This window comes from Streptomyces sp. NBC_00358, assembly GCF_036099295.1.
Taxonomy (GTDB): domain Bacteria; phylum Actinomycetota; class Actinomycetes; order Streptomycetales; family Streptomycetaceae; genus Streptomyces.
Map to the genome: position 1 here is coordinate 7,751,648 of NZ_CP107976.1, position 16,369 is coordinate 7,768,016.

General features: G+C 71.2%; 15 protein-coding genes. 8 read left to right on the plus strand and 7 right to left on the minus strand.

What is annotated here, in order from left to right; translation table 11 throughout:
- Window positions 1-7: 7 nt before the first annotated feature.
- The gene (locus OHT01_RS33140; RefSeq protein WP_328556777.1) at window positions 8-214 is read right to left on the minus strand and encodes a DUF5999 family protein; all 207 of its coding nucleotides are present in this window, start codon (window positions 212-214) and stop codon (window positions 8-10) included.
- Window positions 215-652: 438 nt separating this feature from the next.
- Window positions 653-1,237: a hypothetical protein gene (locus OHT01_RS33145; RefSeq protein WP_328556778.1), complete on the minus strand. Its 585-nt coding sequence runs from the start codon at window positions 1,235-1,237 to the stop codon at window positions 653-655.
- Window positions 1,238-1,777: 540 nt separating this feature from the next.
- Here OHT01_RS33145 and OHT01_RS33150 point away from each other — a divergent pair.
- Window positions 1,778-3,295: a glutamate--cysteine ligase gene (locus OHT01_RS33150; protein ID WP_328556779.1), complete on the plus strand. Its 1,518-nt coding sequence runs from the start codon at window positions 1,778-1,780 to the stop codon at window positions 3,293-3,295.
- 227 nt (window positions 3,296-3,522) lie between these two features.
- Here the strand turns inward: OHT01_RS33150 and OHT01_RS33155 are convergent, their stop codons facing one another.
- A complete protein-coding gene (locus OHT01_RS33155) occupies window positions 3,523-5,292 on the minus strand; it encodes a substrate-binding domain-containing protein (RefSeq protein ID WP_328556780.1) in 1,770 nt (589 codons plus the stop codon).
- A gap of 183 nt (window positions 5,293-5,475) precedes the next feature.
- Here OHT01_RS33155 and OHT01_RS33160 point away from each other — a divergent pair, with 183 nt between their 5' ends.
- Window positions 5,476-6,276, plus strand: coding sequence for a CPBP family intramembrane glutamic endopeptidase (locus tag OHT01_RS33160; RefSeq protein ID WP_328556781.1), 801 nt, complete (start codon window positions 5,476-5,478; stop codon window positions 6,274-6,276).
- Between the two features lie 102 nt (window positions 6,277-6,378).
- Here the strand turns inward: OHT01_RS33160 and OHT01_RS33165 are convergent, their stop codons facing one another.
- Window positions 6,379-7,188 (minus strand): PhzF family phenazine biosynthesis protein, encoded by an 810-nt coding sequence (locus tag OHT01_RS33165; RefSeq protein ID WP_328556782.1) that lies wholly within the window; start codon window positions 7,186-7,188, stop codon window positions 6,379-6,381.
- A 598-nt stretch (window positions 7,189-7,786) separates the two neighbouring features.
- Between OHT01_RS33165 and OHT01_RS33170 the strand changes: the two genes are divergently transcribed.
- Window positions 7,787-8,263 (plus strand): DUF4265 domain-containing protein, encoded by a 477-nt coding sequence (locus OHT01_RS33170; protein WP_328556783.1) that lies wholly within the window; start codon window positions 7,787-7,789, stop codon window positions 8,261-8,263.
- A gap of 204 nt (window positions 8,264-8,467) precedes the next feature.
- Here OHT01_RS33170 and OHT01_RS33175 read toward each other — a convergent pair whose 3' ends face one another.
- Window positions 8,468-8,968, minus strand: a complete 501-nt coding sequence (locus tag OHT01_RS33175; protein WP_328556784.1) for a hypothetical protein — start codon at window positions 8,966-8,968, stop codon at window positions 8,468-8,470.
- Window positions 8,969-9,267: 299 nt separating this feature from the next.
- Between OHT01_RS33175 and OHT01_RS33180 the strand changes: the two genes are divergently transcribed.
- Entirely contained in the window at window positions 9,268-9,930 is a 663-nt protein-coding gene (locus OHT01_RS33180) for a PadR family transcriptional regulator (RefSeq protein WP_328556785.1), read from the plus strand.
- A 108-nt stretch (window positions 9,931-10,038) separates the two neighbouring features.
- Here OHT01_RS33180 and OHT01_RS33185 read toward each other — a convergent pair whose 3' ends face one another.
- Window positions 10,039-10,467 carry a type II toxin-antitoxin system Rv0910 family toxin gene (locus OHT01_RS33185; RefSeq protein WP_328556786.1) on the minus strand — a complete coding sequence of 143 codons (429 nt, stop codon included), beginning with the start codon at window positions 10,465-10,467 and terminating at the stop codon, window positions 10,039-10,041.
- A 404-nt stretch (window positions 10,468-10,871) separates the two neighbouring features.
- Here OHT01_RS33185 and OHT01_RS33190 point away from each other — a divergent pair, with 404 nt between their 5' ends.
- From OHT01_RS33190 to OHT01_RS33200, 3 genes are all read left to right on the plus strand, one after another.
- On the plus strand, window positions 10,872-11,465 hold the full coding sequence (locus OHT01_RS33190; RefSeq protein WP_443043477.1) for a Clp protease N-terminal domain-containing protein: 594 nt from the start codon (window positions 10,872-10,874) through the stop codon (window positions 11,463-11,465).
- Window positions 11,466-11,732: 267 nt separating this feature from the next.
- Window positions 11,733-12,743 carry an EamA family transporter gene (locus OHT01_RS33195; RefSeq protein WP_328556788.1) on the plus strand — a complete coding sequence of 337 codons (1,011 nt, stop codon included), beginning with the start codon at window positions 11,733-11,735 and terminating at the stop codon, window positions 12,741-12,743.
- 211 nt (window positions 12,744-12,954) lie between these two features.
- Window positions 12,955-13,935, plus strand: a complete 981-nt coding sequence (locus OHT01_RS33200; protein WP_328556789.1) for a DMT family transporter — start codon at window positions 12,955-12,957, stop codon at window positions 13,933-13,935.
- A gap of 169 nt (window positions 13,936-14,104) precedes the next feature.
- On the opposite strand, the gene OHT01_RS33205 is transcribed toward OHT01_RS33200, so the two are convergent.
- On the minus strand, window positions 14,105-14,806 hold the full coding sequence (locus OHT01_RS33205) for a pyridoxamine 5'-phosphate oxidase family protein (RefSeq protein WP_405917669.1): 702 nt from the start codon (window positions 14,804-14,806) through the stop codon (window positions 14,105-14,107).
- Between the two features lie 23 nt (window positions 14,807-14,829).
- On the opposite strand from OHT01_RS33205, the gene OHT01_RS33210 reads away from it, so the two are divergent.
- On the plus strand, window positions 14,830-16,161 hold the full coding sequence (locus tag OHT01_RS33210; RefSeq protein WP_328556791.1) for an aminotransferase class I/II-fold pyridoxal phosphate-dependent enzyme: 1,332 nt from the start codon (window positions 14,830-14,832) through the stop codon (window positions 16,159-16,161).
- Window positions 16,162-16,369: the final 208 nt, after the last annotated feature.

Sequence of the window (16,369 nt, forward strand, 5' to 3'; positions counted from 1 at the left end):
GTGCGGCTCAGGCGGCCGTCATCACCTGCGCGCCGCCCAGCGGGCGGTGCGGGGCGATGATCTGGCCGTCGGGCAGGAGCTCACCGGTGTCCTCGAAGAGCAGAACGCCGTTGCACAGCAGGCTCCATCCCTGCTCCGGGTGGTGCGCCGCGAGGCGGGCGGACTCCCGGTCGGCTGATTCGGCGGAAGGACACGGTGGCTGGTGCTGGCACATGGATGGGATCTTTCGCTGGGTCGAGGTGTGAGTGATGGCTGTCGTGTCTGTCTTGCGGCTTGAGGTACTCATGGCCGCCCCCCGTTGATGTGTGGTCTGACCCCAGTGTTGCCCCACGGGCGCCAATCCGCAGGGATTTGAGGGCACCGCTTCTCACAGGTTGATGACGCATCACCCCTGCGGAGGGTTCACCCCAACTGCGTTGCCCTTTCGGGTGGTTCGACGTGGCCGAATGGGGCTAGTCCGGTCGGTCCGGGAGCGCGTTTCCCCTCGTACGAGCGCCATGAAGCCCTAACGAGCGAGTGGCGCTCGGGTTCGGTGGAAGCGGCGTGCCCCGCGGCCGGGTTGCGGCTGCGGGGCACGGACGTGGGGTCTTGGAGACGGGCTACGGAGGCCGGTTCGGACGGGGGGCCCGGAGGCGAGCGAGGGCGCCGGGGCTCAGGCGGGCGAACTGAGCAGGGGGGCCGGGGTGACGCGATGGGTGAGGACCGGCAGCAGTTCGGCGACGCGGTACGGACGGTGCGCGGCGATGCCGGGCGGGGCGGGCGCCAGCGGGACCAGGAGATCGGTGGCGGCCGGATGGCCGGTGGCGCCGTCCGCGGTGCAGTCGCCGTGCAGCCAGAGGGTCAGCATGTACAGCTCAGGTACGGACAACAGGCGTGCTTGGTAGGGCTGTTGCATGGTCTCGGCCTGCCGCAGCGCGCGTTCCGTCGCGGCGATGTAGGGACCCTCGAAGAAGCGCGAGAAGGCCCAGCCGTCCGGGGTCAGCACGGTGTCGGCCGCGGCCACGGCACGGTCGCCGCAACGGATCAGGAAACGCCACCCGGCGAGCCGGGTGGCGGAGGCGCCCGCGGGAGTGATGCGATCCAGGACGTGGACGGGGAGCGGGAGTTCGGGGGTGGCGGGTCCCTGTGCCAGGCGCAGGGACGGGGTGCGGGCTTCGCGGACAGCGGTGGGGGAACCGAGTGCCGTGACAACGGTGCGCAGGGCGGGCGCGGGAGCCGGGGGTACGTGCAGCGGCATGGTGGGTCGCCTCTCATTCGACAGGCACAGTGGCGCGAGGGCGGGGGCGGACGGCGCTGTCAGCTCTCGGGTCAGAGGGGCGAGGGGTCTGGATCTGCCGACAGGGTGTCGCCTGCCGTCGTCACCGTGACGACAGGACCTAGGACCGCGAGCGCCAACTCTCTGCCTCGGTAGCGGAGTTTATACGACGCGTGTTCAGGCGTTGTTTCGTCTAGTCGTTCCGAATACGAAGAACAAGGCGCTATTCGGTCGATGAAACGAGAGGTTCATCCCGATTCTGCGCGGTCGAACCGCGGTGACCTCGGAATACTCCGCCGGAGCGGTCGGCCGATTCTCGTCGGCGTTTTTCACGAGATCATGTCGGGCGGTAAACTTGCTGAATGCTCCATGCCCGGTGAATGTGCCCGGGGCCGGTTTCCAGCGTAGCGGTCGAAGAGCGCGTGCGGGACGTTATGGATCGCGTTGCCTGGGCATCATCCACCGTGACCCGGGACGCCAGGGCCGGAGCGTCGGCCTGCCCATCCGAGGAGGGACACTTCGATGGGGGAGAAGGTCGTGGCAGGAACGTTTGGCCTGTCCGATCGGCAGCGCTACCGCGACAAGCTCCGCCAGTGTCTGACGGGGCTGGAGCGACTGCTGGAGGAGAAGCGGTTCGACCGCCCGAAGAATCTGATGGGGCTGGAGATCGAATTGAATCTCGCCGGACCCGACGGCATGCCCAGAATGATGAATGGGCAAGTACTCGAAAGGATTGCGAGCCGCGACTTCCAAACAGAACTCGCCATGTTCAACCTGGAAGTCAACATAGCCCCACACCGCTTGGGCGGCCGGGTATTCGACCGGCTCGCCGAGGAGATCCGCACCTCGCTCGCCTACGCGCATCGGAAAGCCAGCGAGGTCGACGCCGGGATCGTGATGATCGGCATTCTGCCGACGCTCGGACAGGGCGATCTGGTGTCCTCGAATCTGTCGGACGTCGACCGCTACACCCTTCTCAACGACCAGATAGTGGCCGCGCGCGGAGAGGACTTCGCGCTCGACATCGACGGTGTGGAGCGTCTGGTCTGCCGGTCCGGATCCATCGCGCCCGAAGCCGCGTGCACCTCCGTCCAGTTGCACCTGCAGGTCACGCCGGACCGGTTCGCGGACGTGTGGAACGCGGCGCAGGCGGTCGCCGCCCCGCAGGTCGCGGTCGGGGCCAACTCGCCCTTCCTGTTCGGGCGCGAGCTGTGGCGGGAGTCGAGGCCCCCGCTCTTCCAGCAGTCCACCGACACCCGGCCGCCGGAGCTGCAGGCGCAGGGAGTCCGGCCGCGCACCTGGTTCGGCGAGCGCTGGATCTCCTCGGCGTACGACCTCTTCGAGGAGAACGTGCGGTTCTTCCCGCCCCTGCTGCCCATCTGCGACGAGGAGGATCCACTCGGTGTCCTCGACGCGGGAGGCGTGCCCAAGCTCGCCGAACTGGTGCTGCACAACGGCACGGTGTACCGCTGGAACCGGCCGGTCTTCGGCATCGCCGACGGCGTTCCGCATCTGCGTGTCGAGAACCGGGTGCTGCCGGCCGGCCCGACCGTCACCGATGTCATCGCCAACGCCGCCTTCTACTACGGGCTGATCCGGGCGCTCGCCGAGGAGCCGCGCCCCGTCTGGACGCGGCTGCCCTTCGAGGCCGCCGCCGCCAACTTCGACGCGGCCTGCCGGCACGGCATCGACGCACGCCTGGAGTGGCCCCGGCGCGGTCGCTACGGCGGGACCACGCAGGTGGACGCGGCGAACCTGATCCGCGACGAGCTGCTGCCGCTCGCCTACGCCGGACTGGACGCGTGGGGTGTCGAGCCCGCGGACCGGGATCTCTACCTCGGCGTGATCGAGGACCGGTGCCGACTGCGCGTCAACGGCGCGACCTGGCAGGCGGCCACCTTCCACCGGGCACTGGAGAAGGGCTTCGGCCGGGAGGCCGCGCTGGCCGCGACGACGAGGCGCTACGGCGAGCTGATGCACCTCGGGGAGCCGGTGCACACCTGGCCGGTGGGACTGCCGGAACCGGTTCCGCTGGGGTGAGGTGACGTGGGAGCGTCCGGGGGCGGTACTGGGTACCGGGCGACGGCTCTTGGCCGTGTCCGCCGGGACCTGGCCGCCGATTCCCGCGCCGTGCCCACTGGTGCCGTGCCGTGCCCTGCCCGCGCTGCGCTGCCGTGTGCCCGTGGTGTCCCGCGGGTGACTGCTCCGCGGTGGCGGGTGTCCGCCGGCCACCGCGGGAGCGGGCGCGGTGCGCGGTCGGGTGGCGGTCAGTTCGGAGTTACCGTGCCCGCGGCCGTGATGGCCCTGAGCATCGCCGCGTGGATCTGTGACGGCTCGTTGACCCGCTGGCCGGAGCCGCCGGTCGCCCGCGCGATCTGATCGACCTCCCGCTGATCGCTGTCGGGCCCCACCGCGATGGCGATCAGCGGCACCGGGCGTTCCGGGTCGGCCAGCTTCTGCAGCTCGGTGACGAGATCCGACCGGGAGATGCTGCCGGGGTCCTGGTTGACTCCGTCCGTGAGGACGACCAGCGCGTTGAACCGGCCCTTCGCGTAGGAGGCGACGGCCGCCTTGTACGCGGCGAGGGTGGTGTCGTACAGCCCGGTCGCTCCGTGCGGGACCGGCTTCAGGGAGCGGAACGCCGAGGCCAGTTTCTCGCGCTGGGTGCGGGTTCCCTTGACGTCGCCGAGCCGCTCGGTCGGCACGAGGACGCGGTAGTCCTTGTGGCCGTCGAGTTTCGTGGAGAACTTCCACAGGCCGATCTCGTCCTCGGAGGTGAACGTGGCGAGCGCCTGGAGCAGCGACTCCTTGGTGACGTCCATACGGGACCGGTGGCCGCCCGGCAGTGGCTCGGCCATCGAGGAGGAGGCGTCGACGACCGTGGTGATCCGGGCGCTCTCCATCGTGATCGTCCACATCCCGAGGGCCTCCTGGAGCACGTCCTTCGACGAGGGTTCGGCCAGGAGGTGCGCGTACGGCTGCGGATATCTCCCGCCCGCCTCGGTGACCAGCGTGTCCGACGGGCTCTCCGCGTCCGTGCGGAAACCGGACTTCCGCAGGAACTGCCGGGGCGCCGCCTCTGCGAGCAACGTCATGAACCGCAGGGCCGCACGGCTCTCGTCCGTGCTCAGGTCCGACTCGTCGACCAGGGTGTACGGGTAGTCGAGGAGGGGCGCGCCGTCCGTGGGATAGAAGAGGTCGAGGTCGTCGTCGCCGTCCGCCGCGGTGTTGTGGGCGAACGCCGCCTGTTCGGAGAGGATCAGCGCCTGATTGCGCCGGGAGTCGCTCCGCGCGGGGCCCGAGGAGTCGCGGGGCAGGCTGTCCAGGAGCTTGGCGTCGTCGTCGGACGTGTGCCGGGCGAGGGTCTTGACCATCGCGGCGGCCTGGACGTCGCCGCCCTTGACCCGGGAGGCGGCCGCGCTGAGCCGGGCGAGTGCGAGCAGCCCCGTCGAGCTGCGGGCGGGATCGGTCGCTCCCAGACTGAGCCCCTTGTCCCGCAGGGCCGTCCCGGCCAACTCGGTCCAGCTGTACGTCTTCGTGGGCCAGCCCAGCACTCTGGCGGCCGAGGGGACCATGGCGACGCCGACCGGTGAGGAGGCGACGTTGCCCAGGCTGGTGACCTGTGTGGCGGCGCTGGTCCCGGTGACCCGCTGGACCCATGCGTCGGAGTCCGGCACCCAGACCTGCGCTTCGGACTTCTTGCCCGAGCGGAGCGCGTCGGCGACCTCGTAGGACTCGCGGGCGCTCACACTGACGTCGAGGCAGCGGCCGTCGGCGGTGACGTTCTTCGCCCGGGCGTCCGCGGCGGCGGCCCTGAGCGCGGGCGCGATGTCCGGCGAGGCGGTCACCGCTATGTGCACGGCGTCGTCCCGGCAGGAACCCCCGAGGGAGAACAGGCTTCCGTGGAGGGCGGCGGCCGTCCCCCCGGCGACGGTGACGACGAGAGCCGTCGCGAGGGCCACATTGCGGCGGCGTGCGCGGATCCGGGGGTCGGCGGTGCCCGCCCGGTCCGCGTCGGGCAAGCTGTGACGTCCCATGACGGTGAGGTCCCTCCCAGATGAGCCTGAGCCGTGAGACAGCCGCAGAGCAGGCGAGGGGAAGTACGCCCCATATGGCGCCCGTCCCCCGACGGCCTGTCGCGCATGATCTTCGTAACTTCTTTCGAGACCCTAGCGGGGCGAAGATGGGGATGCGGCGGGATTACCCAACTGGAGGCGGGAGTGCACGTGGAGGCGGGATCGGTGGCCGATTCCTTTCCTGAGGAGAGGCTGACCCGACGGATTCTCCGGGACGAGACGCTGCTCGTTCTGGCGTTGTCGCTCGGCGCGAGCGGAGTGTCCGCGCTGATCAGTTTTGTCGGGTCGGTCACGAAACCGGGGGGTCTCAAGGACCAGGCGGCCACCCTCAACGCCTCGGCGGCGCCCGGCCGGCCCTGGCTGGACCTGGCCTGGCAGCTCTTCGGTATCGCGTCGGCTCTGGTGCCGGTCGCGCTCGTCGCGCACTTGCTGATGCGTGAGGGGCGGGGGATGCGTGTGATCGGTTTCGACCGTACGCGTCCCTGGCCGGACCTCGGGCGCGGTGCCATGGTCGCGGCCGTGATCGGCAGTACGGGAATCGCCTTCTATCTGGCGGCGCGTGGGTTCGGCGCCAACCTCACGGTGGTGCCCGAGGCGCTGCCGGACGTTTGGTGGAAGTTCCCTGTGCTCATCCTCTCGGCCGTGCAGAACGCCGTCCTGGAGGAGGTCATCGTCGTCGGGTATCTGCTGCGCAGGCTGGGGCAGTTGGGCTGGACGCCGGGGACCGCGCTGGTGGCGAGTGCGGTGCTGCGCGGCTCGTACCACCTCTACCAGGGCATCGGCGGGTTCGTCGGCAACATGGTGATGGGCGTGGTCTTCGTCTATCTGTACCGGCGCTGGGGCCGTGTCGGACCGCTCGTGGTCGCGCACTCGCTGCTCGACATCGGTGCGTTCGTTGGGTACGCGCTGCTGGCGGGGAAGGTCGGCTGGCTCCCGACGGCGTGAGGGGCGACTCCGGCCGCCGATCGGCGGCCGGCTGATCCCGAAGGGGCGTACGGCCGTTTCGTACGCCCCTTTCGTGTACCGCCGAGCCGGTCCCGTGTGCTGTTACGCCAGCAGCTCGCCGTCGATGACCGTGACCGCGTGCCCCGAGAGGAGGGTGCGGTCGCCACGCACCTCGGTGCGGACCAGGCCGGAGCGCGGGGAGGCCTGCAGGCCTGTGAGAGCGGCGCGGCCGAGGCGTTCTGACCAGAAGGGCGCGAGCGCCGTGTGAGCGCTGCCGGTCACCGGGTCCTCGTCGATGCCGACGTTCGGGAAGAAGCAGCGGGAGACGAAGTCGTAGCCCCTGGAGGGGTCTTCGGCGCGGGCGGTGGCGATAATGCCCCGCTCGGAGTACCGGGCGAGAGCCTTGTGGTCCGGGGTGAGGCCGCGGACCGTCTTCTCGTCGGCGACCTCGACGAGCAGGTCACCGGTGTTCGGGCCGGTGTCGAGGGTGCGGAGCGGCTCGGCGCCGAGCGCCTCGGCGACACCGTCCGGTGTCTCGACCGGGGTGAGGGGTGCGGTCGGGAAGTCGAGGGTGATCGAGCCGTCGGCGGCGGGGGTGGCCATGAGGACGCCACTGCGGGTGGCGAAGCGGACGGGGCCCCGGTGGGCGCCGGTGGTGTGCAGGACGTGCGCTGCGGCGAGGGTCGCGTGTCCGCACAGGGCGACCTCGGTGGCGGGGGTGAACCAGCGCAGGGCCCAGTCGGCCTCGCCGCCTTCGGGAAGGCGGTGGGTGAACGCCGTCTCCGCGTGGTTGACCTCGAGGGCCACCTGCTGGAGCCAGGCCTCGTCCGGGAACGAGTCGAGGACGAGGACCCCTGCCGGGTTGCCGGCGAAGGGGCGGTCGGTGAAGGCGTCGACGATACGAATGCGCATATCCCGAAGCTAGCGGTCCCGGGAAGCCACTCGCCAAGGCCAATCCGGCGGATCTGGCCCCTTGTCGATGCGGGCGGGCCTCATGGACCGGCGTCTCGCCCCGCACGCGTCTCACACCGGCGTCTCGCCCCGCACGCGTCTCGCACCGGCGGGCGGCTCGCGCACCACCGCCACGCGAGCCACCGATCCCGCACGTGCCACCGGTCCCGCACGTGCCACCGGTCCCGCACGTGCCACCGGTCGCGCCCGAGCCACCGGTACCCCGGGAGTCACGCGTGGCGCGACTGGCACGAATGGCGGGGCACTGTCCCGGCTGCCGGATGGCTGTGCCGACGCGTCCGAGCTCCTGAGCTGCTGGGGAACTTCCGGTGACCTGCTGGTGAAGCGGATCTGCGGCGGTCTGCCCGGATCGAGGAGACTCCGCGGGCGTGCCCGTGACCTGTCTCGGTGAAGGTTGGACGTGTCTCGCCGAAGTTGAATGGACGCCCGTCCGTCTCAGTGAAGATTGATCACAGGCTGGTCTGTCTCAACGAAACTTGATCGCCCAGCTCGGACCCCGACGCTGGGTACTGCGGGCGGTCCGCGCATGATGGCCGCCATGGAGAGCGCGATCGAGAAGCTCAAGGTCTGGTTCCGGTTCGTCCCGCGCGAGGGGTGGTTCCCTCAGGACATCGAGGGCCTGTGGGCGACAAGACTCAGTGCCGACACAGCTGCGATTGAGAACGTCCCGTTCCTCCAGGACGGCGTGGCCGAGGGGGACGTTGTTCAGTTCCAGACCGATTCAGATGGACTGCACTGGGCTGTCGGACGGGTCAGTTCAGCTGGCAACTGCACGGTTCGCGTCGTGCCCGTCCCCTCTGGGCTGCTGGGCCGTAGCCCTCATGCGGTGCATCAACGCCTGGCTGTCTTCCACCTTGGCGGTGAGGTCATGAGCACGGACTTCCCCATGGTGGCCTTCAACGTCCCGGCCGACGCGGACTTCGCCGGAATCAAGGCACTGCTGAGTCAAGGACAAAACGAGGGCTGGTGGCACTACGAGGTCGGCTGCGGGACCGACGAGTGGTGGAACGCCTGACCCCGGGGCTGGATCGACGGCTTCCGGCCGGGGTCACGGTCAGCTGTGCATCTTCGGCTTCTCGGGCCAGCCGTGGGAGAGTCGATAGCAGGTGTCCCGTCTCACCGAAGGTTGACGGGCCCTAATCTCAGGCGAGCCTGACCGCCCAGGTCACTAGGCCCGGGGTCGTCGGCACAGGGTCTAGAAAGCCTGTGGATCGCTCGCCTACGAACCGATCCAAGAGGGGCGGACGTCGAAGCGACCGGAAGCCCCGTAGTCCGACAGGCGGGTGCGATCGGGCTCGATGATCTTCAGAATGTCGCAGGCGTAGGCGACGGTGTCGGGTCCTCGTGCGGCTGCGATCTCGGCGTAGAACAGCCATAGTCCCTGCCGGGCAGTCTGCTGGCACGCTTCCGAGACCTCTTCGTCGTCGTTGTAGATGAGTCTCAGTATCAGGTCGAGGATTTCGGTCCTCGCACCGACGGACAGCTCTTGTGTGAGGGCTGCCATCAGCACCGACACAGCAGGAACAGCCGGCTCCTGCGGGAACGACTGGATCATGAGGTGGTTTTCGAGGCCGAGAGCCCACGCGTCTTCCCGCTTCTTGGCGGCTGCCAGCAGCAGGAAGTCGCCGGGCAAATGAGCCGCGCTGTGTTCGCACGCGCATCGGAGCGCGGCCCAGTCGTACCTGTCCAGCTCCGCCTTCATGAGCTCACCGGCGTTCAAGCGCGTGCCTCCACGATGGTCACCGCGACAGCCCTGTTTCCATCTGCCTGTCGCAACTCGCACGCCGACGGAGCGGGATTGCCACCGGGCGGGAGTGCCTCGGCGACGATACCCGGCCCGATGACCTTGGCGGTCAGACTCTCCTGAGACGAGGGCCCGCCCGTCAACCTTCGGTGAGAACCGCTCAGCCTTCGGTGAGACGGGACAGCCCGCCCTTCGCCAAGGGGCTTGTCACTCGAACTCTTCCGATATATCGTTGACGCATCGCGACCGATCAACGATGGAATGGAGTGATTGCGATGCGTTCCCGTGGAGAAGACTTCGGATACGAACACGGACATGGACACGGACACCACGGCGGACCCGGCCCTCGTGGTCGGGGCGGCTTCGAGGGGCTGCGGGGGGCTTTCGGGCCCTTCGGGCCGGGCGGTCCCGGTGGTCCCGGCGGTCCTGGCTTCGGTGGACCCGGCTTCGGCCCGGGCCCCTGGGGCGGGCGCGGCGGCCGGGGCGGACCGCGGGGGCGGGCGCGGCGCGGTGACGTGCGCGCGTCGATCCTCGCCCTGCTCAAGGACCGGTCCATGCACGGTTACGAGATGATCCAGGAGATCGCCGAGCGCAGCGGCGGGGCGTGGAAGCCCAGCCCGGGTTCGGTGTACCCGACCCTTCAGCTACTGGAGGACGAGGGTCTGATCACCAGCGAGGCGGAGGGCGGCAAGAAGCTGTTCTCGCTCACCGAGTCCGGTCGCAGCGCGGCCGACGAGGGTCCCGACGCGCCGTGGGAAGAGGCCGGGCGCGGGGTCGACTGGGAGTCGCTGCACGAGATCCGGCAGGCCGGATTCGGCCTCATGGAGGCCTTCGGCCAGGTCTGGAAGACCGGCAGCAAGGGTCAGCGCGACAAGGCGCTGGCGGTCATCAACGAAGCCCGCAAGAAGCTGTACCTGATCCTCGCCGACGAGGACTGACGGCGTGCTGTGGTATCTGCCGGCGCCTCGCGGAAGTGTTTCCGCGGGGCGCCTTTCCGCATACGGAGCGCCGGGCGCCGCCTCGTGCGACGCGGGGAGGTGCGGGGCTCAGGCCACCAGCCCGGCCAGCTTGCGCAGCGACTCGTCGAGGGCGGCCGTCGCCGAGTCCTTGAGCTTGCCGGCCATCAAGGAGACGGCCGCGCCCGTGAACTCGCCGTCGATGCGTACCGACGTGGCGTCGCCGTCGGGGGTGAGCGTGTAGCGCGTGGAGACGTTCACCGCCATCGGACCCTTGCCGTGGATGGCCAGGGTGCGGCCGGACTCCAGTTCCTCGATGGTCCAGGTGACCTCGGCCGGGAAGCCCATGAGCTTCATGTTCTCCGCGAAGGTGCCGCCGACTTCGAGCTTTTCGGGGCCGCCGTTCGGGAAGTTGGTGTGCGTCGCGTTCCACTCGCCGTAGGCGGACCAGTCCGTGAGCTGGGCCCAGATCTTCTCGGCGGGCGCCTCGATACGTGCTTCCGCGCTGACTTCGGCCATGCGACCACCCCTTCGTGTCGGGCGCTGCGCCCGGCGCAGCTACGGTGTCGCGGAACGTAGCCCCAGGTCCTGGAACATTCAATACTGATGAACCGTCAGAAATTGTGGAGAGGGCAGTGGAGGGGGAGGGGGCGACGGGCCGGTGGTCCGGTCGGGCCGCGACGAGCGCGCGTGGAGCCGGGGCGGCGGACGCGCGCGAAGGTGCGAGGGAGAGTGTGCGAAGGTGCGAGGGAGCGTGCGCGAAGAGGCGATGGGGCGTAAGCCGGTGCGGCCCGATCGGTCGGGGGCGCGAAGCGAGGCGGCGTGCGCCTCGGGGGGAAATCGGCGCGAAGTCATCCGTAAGGAGGAGAACCCGCGCAGGGATGCCCACCCTGTGTCGGATCTGAAGATGCTGCCCGCCGCGGATGACCCGGCGGCACGGGACTGATGGGGTAGAGGTTGTGTCGTCCCGTATCCCCCAGCAGTCCGCCGCCGCGAGCGGCCCGAACCGGCCCGGCATCGACGCCGGCCTCAGCGCGGAGCTGGCCCCGGTGGTCTCCGGTGCGCGCAGAAGAGCGCTGCGCGACGGGGACCGGCAGATCGACACGGCCCATCTGCTGCACTCCCTGCTGGAGTCCGACCCCGAGGTGCGCGCCGTCTTCGAAGGCGGGCCGCAGATGGCCCGGCTGCTCGGCTACCTCGTCCAGCGCAGCATCGGATACGGACTCCGCTGGCAGAGCGCCGTCGCGGACACCGGTGCTGCTCCGGTGGCCGCCGGTGGAAGCTGGTCCCCGGTGGCGGCCGCCGCCATGGAGAAGGCGTACGAGCGGGCCGTCCTGCGGGGTGACGAACGGGCCCGCGGTCTCGACCTGCTCGCGGCCCTCGTCGCCGACCCCCGGTCACGGGCCGTCGAGGTCCTCGCGCGCGCCGGTGTCGAGCTGTCGCCGCTGCTGGAGCGGATCGAGAGCGGTTGCGCGGACCGCGCGAGCGGCGGCGACACGGGCCACGCGGACTGCTGAGGCCCCGGAGGGCGCGGGAGAACAGGCGCTGCGACTGCGCCTGGGCCATCGCGCCCAGCACCTGGTGGTCGAAGGGAGTGCGGGACCGGGTCCGGACCGGGCGCGCCGGACCCGGTCCGGACCGGGTGCGGCGGAACGAGCCTGCGGATGCCCTGACTTGGTGTTCCGTCGCGCCGCCCGGCGGTCATCGTCGCGCCCGGGTGTCCGAGTCCAGCCGATGAGACAGGTGTCATCAGGGGTGACGCTCATGTCGTCGCCTGTCATCATGTGGCCGTGCATACGTCTCAAAGGAGTCAGGCCAACCACGGAAGAGGCGTCGGCCTGGGCCTCGCGCTCGTGTCGGCGCTCGCCTTCGGGGGATCGGGTGTCGCGGCCAAGCCGCTGATCGAGGCGGGACTCGACCCGCTCCACGTGGTGTGGCTGCGGGTCGCGGGCGCCGCCCTCGTCATGCTGCCGCTCGCCGTGCGGCACCGGGCGCTCGTGAAGCGGCGCCCCGCGCTGCTCGCCGGGTTCGGACTGCTCGGCGTGGCCGGTGTCCAGGCCTGCTACTTCGCCGCGATCTCGCGCATCCCCGTCGGTGTCGCCCTGCTCGTGGAGTACCTCGCCCCCGCGCTGGTCCTCGGCTGGGTGCGCTTCGTGCAGCGCCGTCCCGTCTCGCGCGGCGCGGCCCTCGGGGTCGTCCTCGCGGTCGGCGGACTCGCCTGCGTGGTCGAGGTGTGGTCGGGGCTCGGCTTCGATGTCGTCGGACTGCTGCTCGCGCTGGGTGCCGCCTGCTGCCAGGTCGGCTACTTCGTGCTGTCCGACCAGGGCAGCGACGCGGGGGAGGAGGCACCCGACCCACTGGGAGTGATCGCGTACGGGCTGCTCGTCGGCACCCTCGTGCTGACGGCGATCGCGCGTCCCTGGACCATGGACTGGTCCGTCCTCGCGGGCGGCGCGGACATGAACGGGACGTCGGTTCCCGCCTCGCTGCTCCTCGGCTGGATCGTGCTCGTCGCCACCGTGGTCGCCTACGTCACCGGGGTCGTCTCCGTACGCAGACTCTCCCCGCAGATCGCGGGCGTCGTGGCCTGTCTCGAAGCGGTGATCGCCACCGTCCTGGCCTGGGTGCTGCTGGGCGAACACCTCTCGGGGCCGCAGATCGTCGGCGGATCCGTGGTCCTGCTCGGCGCGTTCATCGCGCAGTCGTCGGCCCCGGCGAAACCCTCGCGGGAGCCGGTCGCGAGCGGGCCGGGGGACGCCGAAAGGGAACTGGCGGCCCACGGAACGGCCGTCTAAGGTGCTGATCGTGCCTTCGACGCTCGTTCTTCCGCCTCCGGCCGCCTGAGGCGGGCATACCGGAACACCGGCCCGGCCCAGTGCCGGGCGGAACGGCGCTGCCCGCAGACGAAGTCCGAGGACCTTTCCGTACGCCCTGCCCCCGAGGCACGGGCTGCGACGCGGTCCCTTCCCGAACTTCTGACCTTCTGCGGAACTGCGGAGAGAACACGTGTCGAACACCGCTGTCGGCCTGCCCGTCGGGCGAGGCCTGCTCTATCTGATCGTCGCCGGTGCCGCCTGGGGCACCGCGGGCGCCGCCGCGTCACTGGTCTACCGGGCCGGCGACCTGGGACCGGTCGCCCTCTCCTTCTGGCGCTGCGCGGGCGGACTCGCCCTGCTGCTCGCCGTACGCGTGCGCCCCGGCCGACGCCCCGTCCTGCGCGCGGGTGACCCCGTGGTGCGCGAACCGCTCGGCCGGAAGGCGCTGCGGATCGGTCTGACGGGCCTCGGGCTGGCCCTCTTCCAGACCGCCTACTTCGCGGCCGTGCGGGAGACCGGACTCGCGGTGGCGACCGTCGTCACCCTGGGCGCGGGTCCCGTGCTCATCGCGCTGGGCGCCCGGTGGGTCCTGGGGGAACGGCTCGGCCGGGGCGGGGGTGCCGCCGTCGCCGGGGCACTGACCGGGCTCGGCGTACTGGTCCTGGGTGGTGAGGGCGCCACCGTGCGCCCCTGGGGTGTCGTGCTCGCGGTGCTCTCCGCGGCCGGATACTCGGCGATGACGCTGCTCACCCGGTGGTGGGGCCGCGACGGCCGCGCCGACGGGTCCGGTACGACGGTGTGGACGTTCGCCGTCACCACCGTCTGCCTGCTGCCGCTCGGGCTCGCCGAAGGGCTGGTCCCGCATGCCGCGCACCCGGTCCGGGTGCTCCTGCTGCTGGCGTACATCGCCGCCGTTCCCACGGCGCTGGCCTACGCCCTCTTCTTCGCCGGGGCCGCGGTCGTCCGCTCCGCGACGGTGTCCGTGATCATGCTTCTGGAGCCGGTCGGCGCGGCCGCGCTCGCCGTCGGTCTGCTCGGCGAGCGGCTCACCCTGCCGACGCTCGTCGGCACCCTGCTGATGCTCGGCTCGGTCGCCGGACTCGCGGTGGCGGAGGCGCGCGCCGCCGGGGCCGAACGGCGCGCGGCGCCCCAGGAGGTGCTTCTCGTGTGAGGTCCGGGGGAGCGGCGCTGCCGGTGTTCCCGAGGGGGCGCCGCGGCCTGCGCCGGCCCGGGTGGGAGCCGGGGTGTCCGTCCGTGTGGACCGGGGTGCGGGTCCGTGGGGCCCGCACCCCGGGCTCAACCGCTCGTGTCCCGGTGCACCGCCCGTTCGGGCGGCACCCTCACCGGGCGGTCAGGTAGTCCGGCACCTCGATGCCCGGGGCCAGGTCGTCCGCAGGGACCGGGGCGCCGTACCCCTTGGTCAGCGGGAGTACGCCGGTCCAGTGGGGGAGGCCGAGATCCTCGGGCTCGTCGTTCGGGCCGCCGCTGCGCACCTTGGCGGAGACCTCGTCCAGATCCAGGCTGATCACGGCGGTGGCCGCGAGCTCCTTGGCGTTGGCGGGCCGGGAGTCGGCCGAGCGGCCCGGGACGACATGGTCGACCAGCGCGTCGAGCGCCAGACGCCGCTCGTCGGGGTCCGTCACCTGGTGGGCGACGCCGTGCACGACCACGGAGCGGTAGTTGATCGAGTGGTGGAAGGCCGAACGGGCCAGCACCAGTCCGTCGACGTGCGTGACGGTCAGGCAGACGGCCAGCCCGGGATCGGCCTGTCCGGTCATCCGCAGCGGGCGCGAACCCGTCGAGCCGTGCACGTAGAGGCGCCCGCCGACCCGCGCGTACAGCGTGGGCAGGACGACCGGCGCGCCGTCACGGACGAAGCCGAGGTGGCAGACGTACCCCTCGTCGAGTATCGCGTGCACCAGCTCGTGGTCGTACGCGGCGCGTTCCCTGGATCGGGTGGGGACGGTGCGGTCGGTCGGGGTGTAGGCGGCGGACCCCGTCGTCCTCGGCTCGGTGCTCGTCTCCGACATTGCCTTCTCCATTGCACTAGTGCATAATCTGTTTTGTGCTAGGAGAGTATCGGATCGAAGGGCGTCGCGCAGCCGACATCGCCGCCAGTGTCGAGCGCGCGGTCGGATCGGGTGACCTGGAGCCGGGGCAACTACTGCCACCCATGCGGGAGTTGGCGGACGAGCTGGGGGTCAACGCGAACACCGTCGCGGCCGCCTATCGCACGCTGCGCGAGCGCGGGGTCATCGAGACCGCCGGCCGGCGGGGCAGCAGGGTGCGCCCGAAGCCGGCCACCACAGGGCGTGAGTACCTTCGCGTCGAGGTCCCCGAGGGGGTGCGGGACATGGCCGACGGCAACCCCGATCCCGCCCTGTTGCCCCTCCTCGTCGAGGCCTTCGCGGCGGCGGCCCGGGAGTCCGGCCGGCATCCCGTGCAGTACGGGGAGGACGCCGTCGAACCGGAGCTGGAGCGACTCGCCCGCGCCGCACTCGACGCCGACGGTGTGCCCGAGGGGCCCGTGGTCGTCACCTCCGGATCGCTCGACGCCGTCGAGCGCGTCCTGATGGCCCACCTCAGGCCCGGCGACGTGGTGGCCGTCGAGGACCCCGGCTGGGGCAGTCTGCTGGACCTCGCTCCGGCGCTCGGGCTGCGTACGGTCGGGGTCGGCGTCGACGACGAGGGGCCGCTTCCCGAAGAGGTGCGGGGTGCGCTGGCGGCCGGGGCGCGGGCGCTGATCGTCACCGACCGGGCACAGAATCCCACCGGCGCCGCGGTCACCGGCCCACGCGCGCGTGCCCTGCGGTCCGTGCTCCGGGAGTACCCGCGGACCCTGCTCATCGAGGACGACCACGGTCACTCGATCGTCGACCTGCCCCTGCACCCCCTCGCCGGGGTCACGCACAACTGGGCCTTCGTCCGGTCCGTCGCCAAGGCGTACGGGCCCGATCTCCGGCTCGCCGTGCTCACCGGCGACCCCGTCACCGTCGATCGCGTGCACGGGCGGCAGCGGCTCGGGCCCGGCTGGGTGAGCCGCCTGCTCCAGAAGGCCGTGGTCCATCTGTGGACGTCCGGCGTCGTCGACGCCGGGGCCGTGGCGGCCGCGTACGGGGAGCGCCGTGACGCTCTGATCGCCGCCCTGAAGGCGCGCGGTGTCGAGGCCCGTGGGCGCAGCGGGATGAACGTCTGGATCCCCGTCCCGGACGAGACCGGGGCCGTCTCCCGGCTGCTGCACTCGGGCTGGGCGGTCGCGCCCGGCGCCCGCTTCCGGATGAGCGCTCCGCCGGGTATCCGGATCACGGTCTCGACGCTTCGGCCCGAGGACACCGAGCCGCTCGCGGACGCCGTCGCGTCCGCCGTGGGACCGGCACCCGCCCGCCGGTACGTCTGACCCCGCCCGACGGTACGACTGAGGCGGCGCCCCGCCGGAGCCCGCACGGTGCCCGACGCCCCGCCGGAGCCCGCGATGCCGGGCGGCGTCAGGCGCCCCGTACGGCGGTTGCCTGCCGGCGGGCCGTACGACGGGTGTCACCGGGCTTGCGCGACGGGTGGCACGGGGCCCGCGCCACGGGTGGCGTGCGGGCCTGACGGCAGGAGTC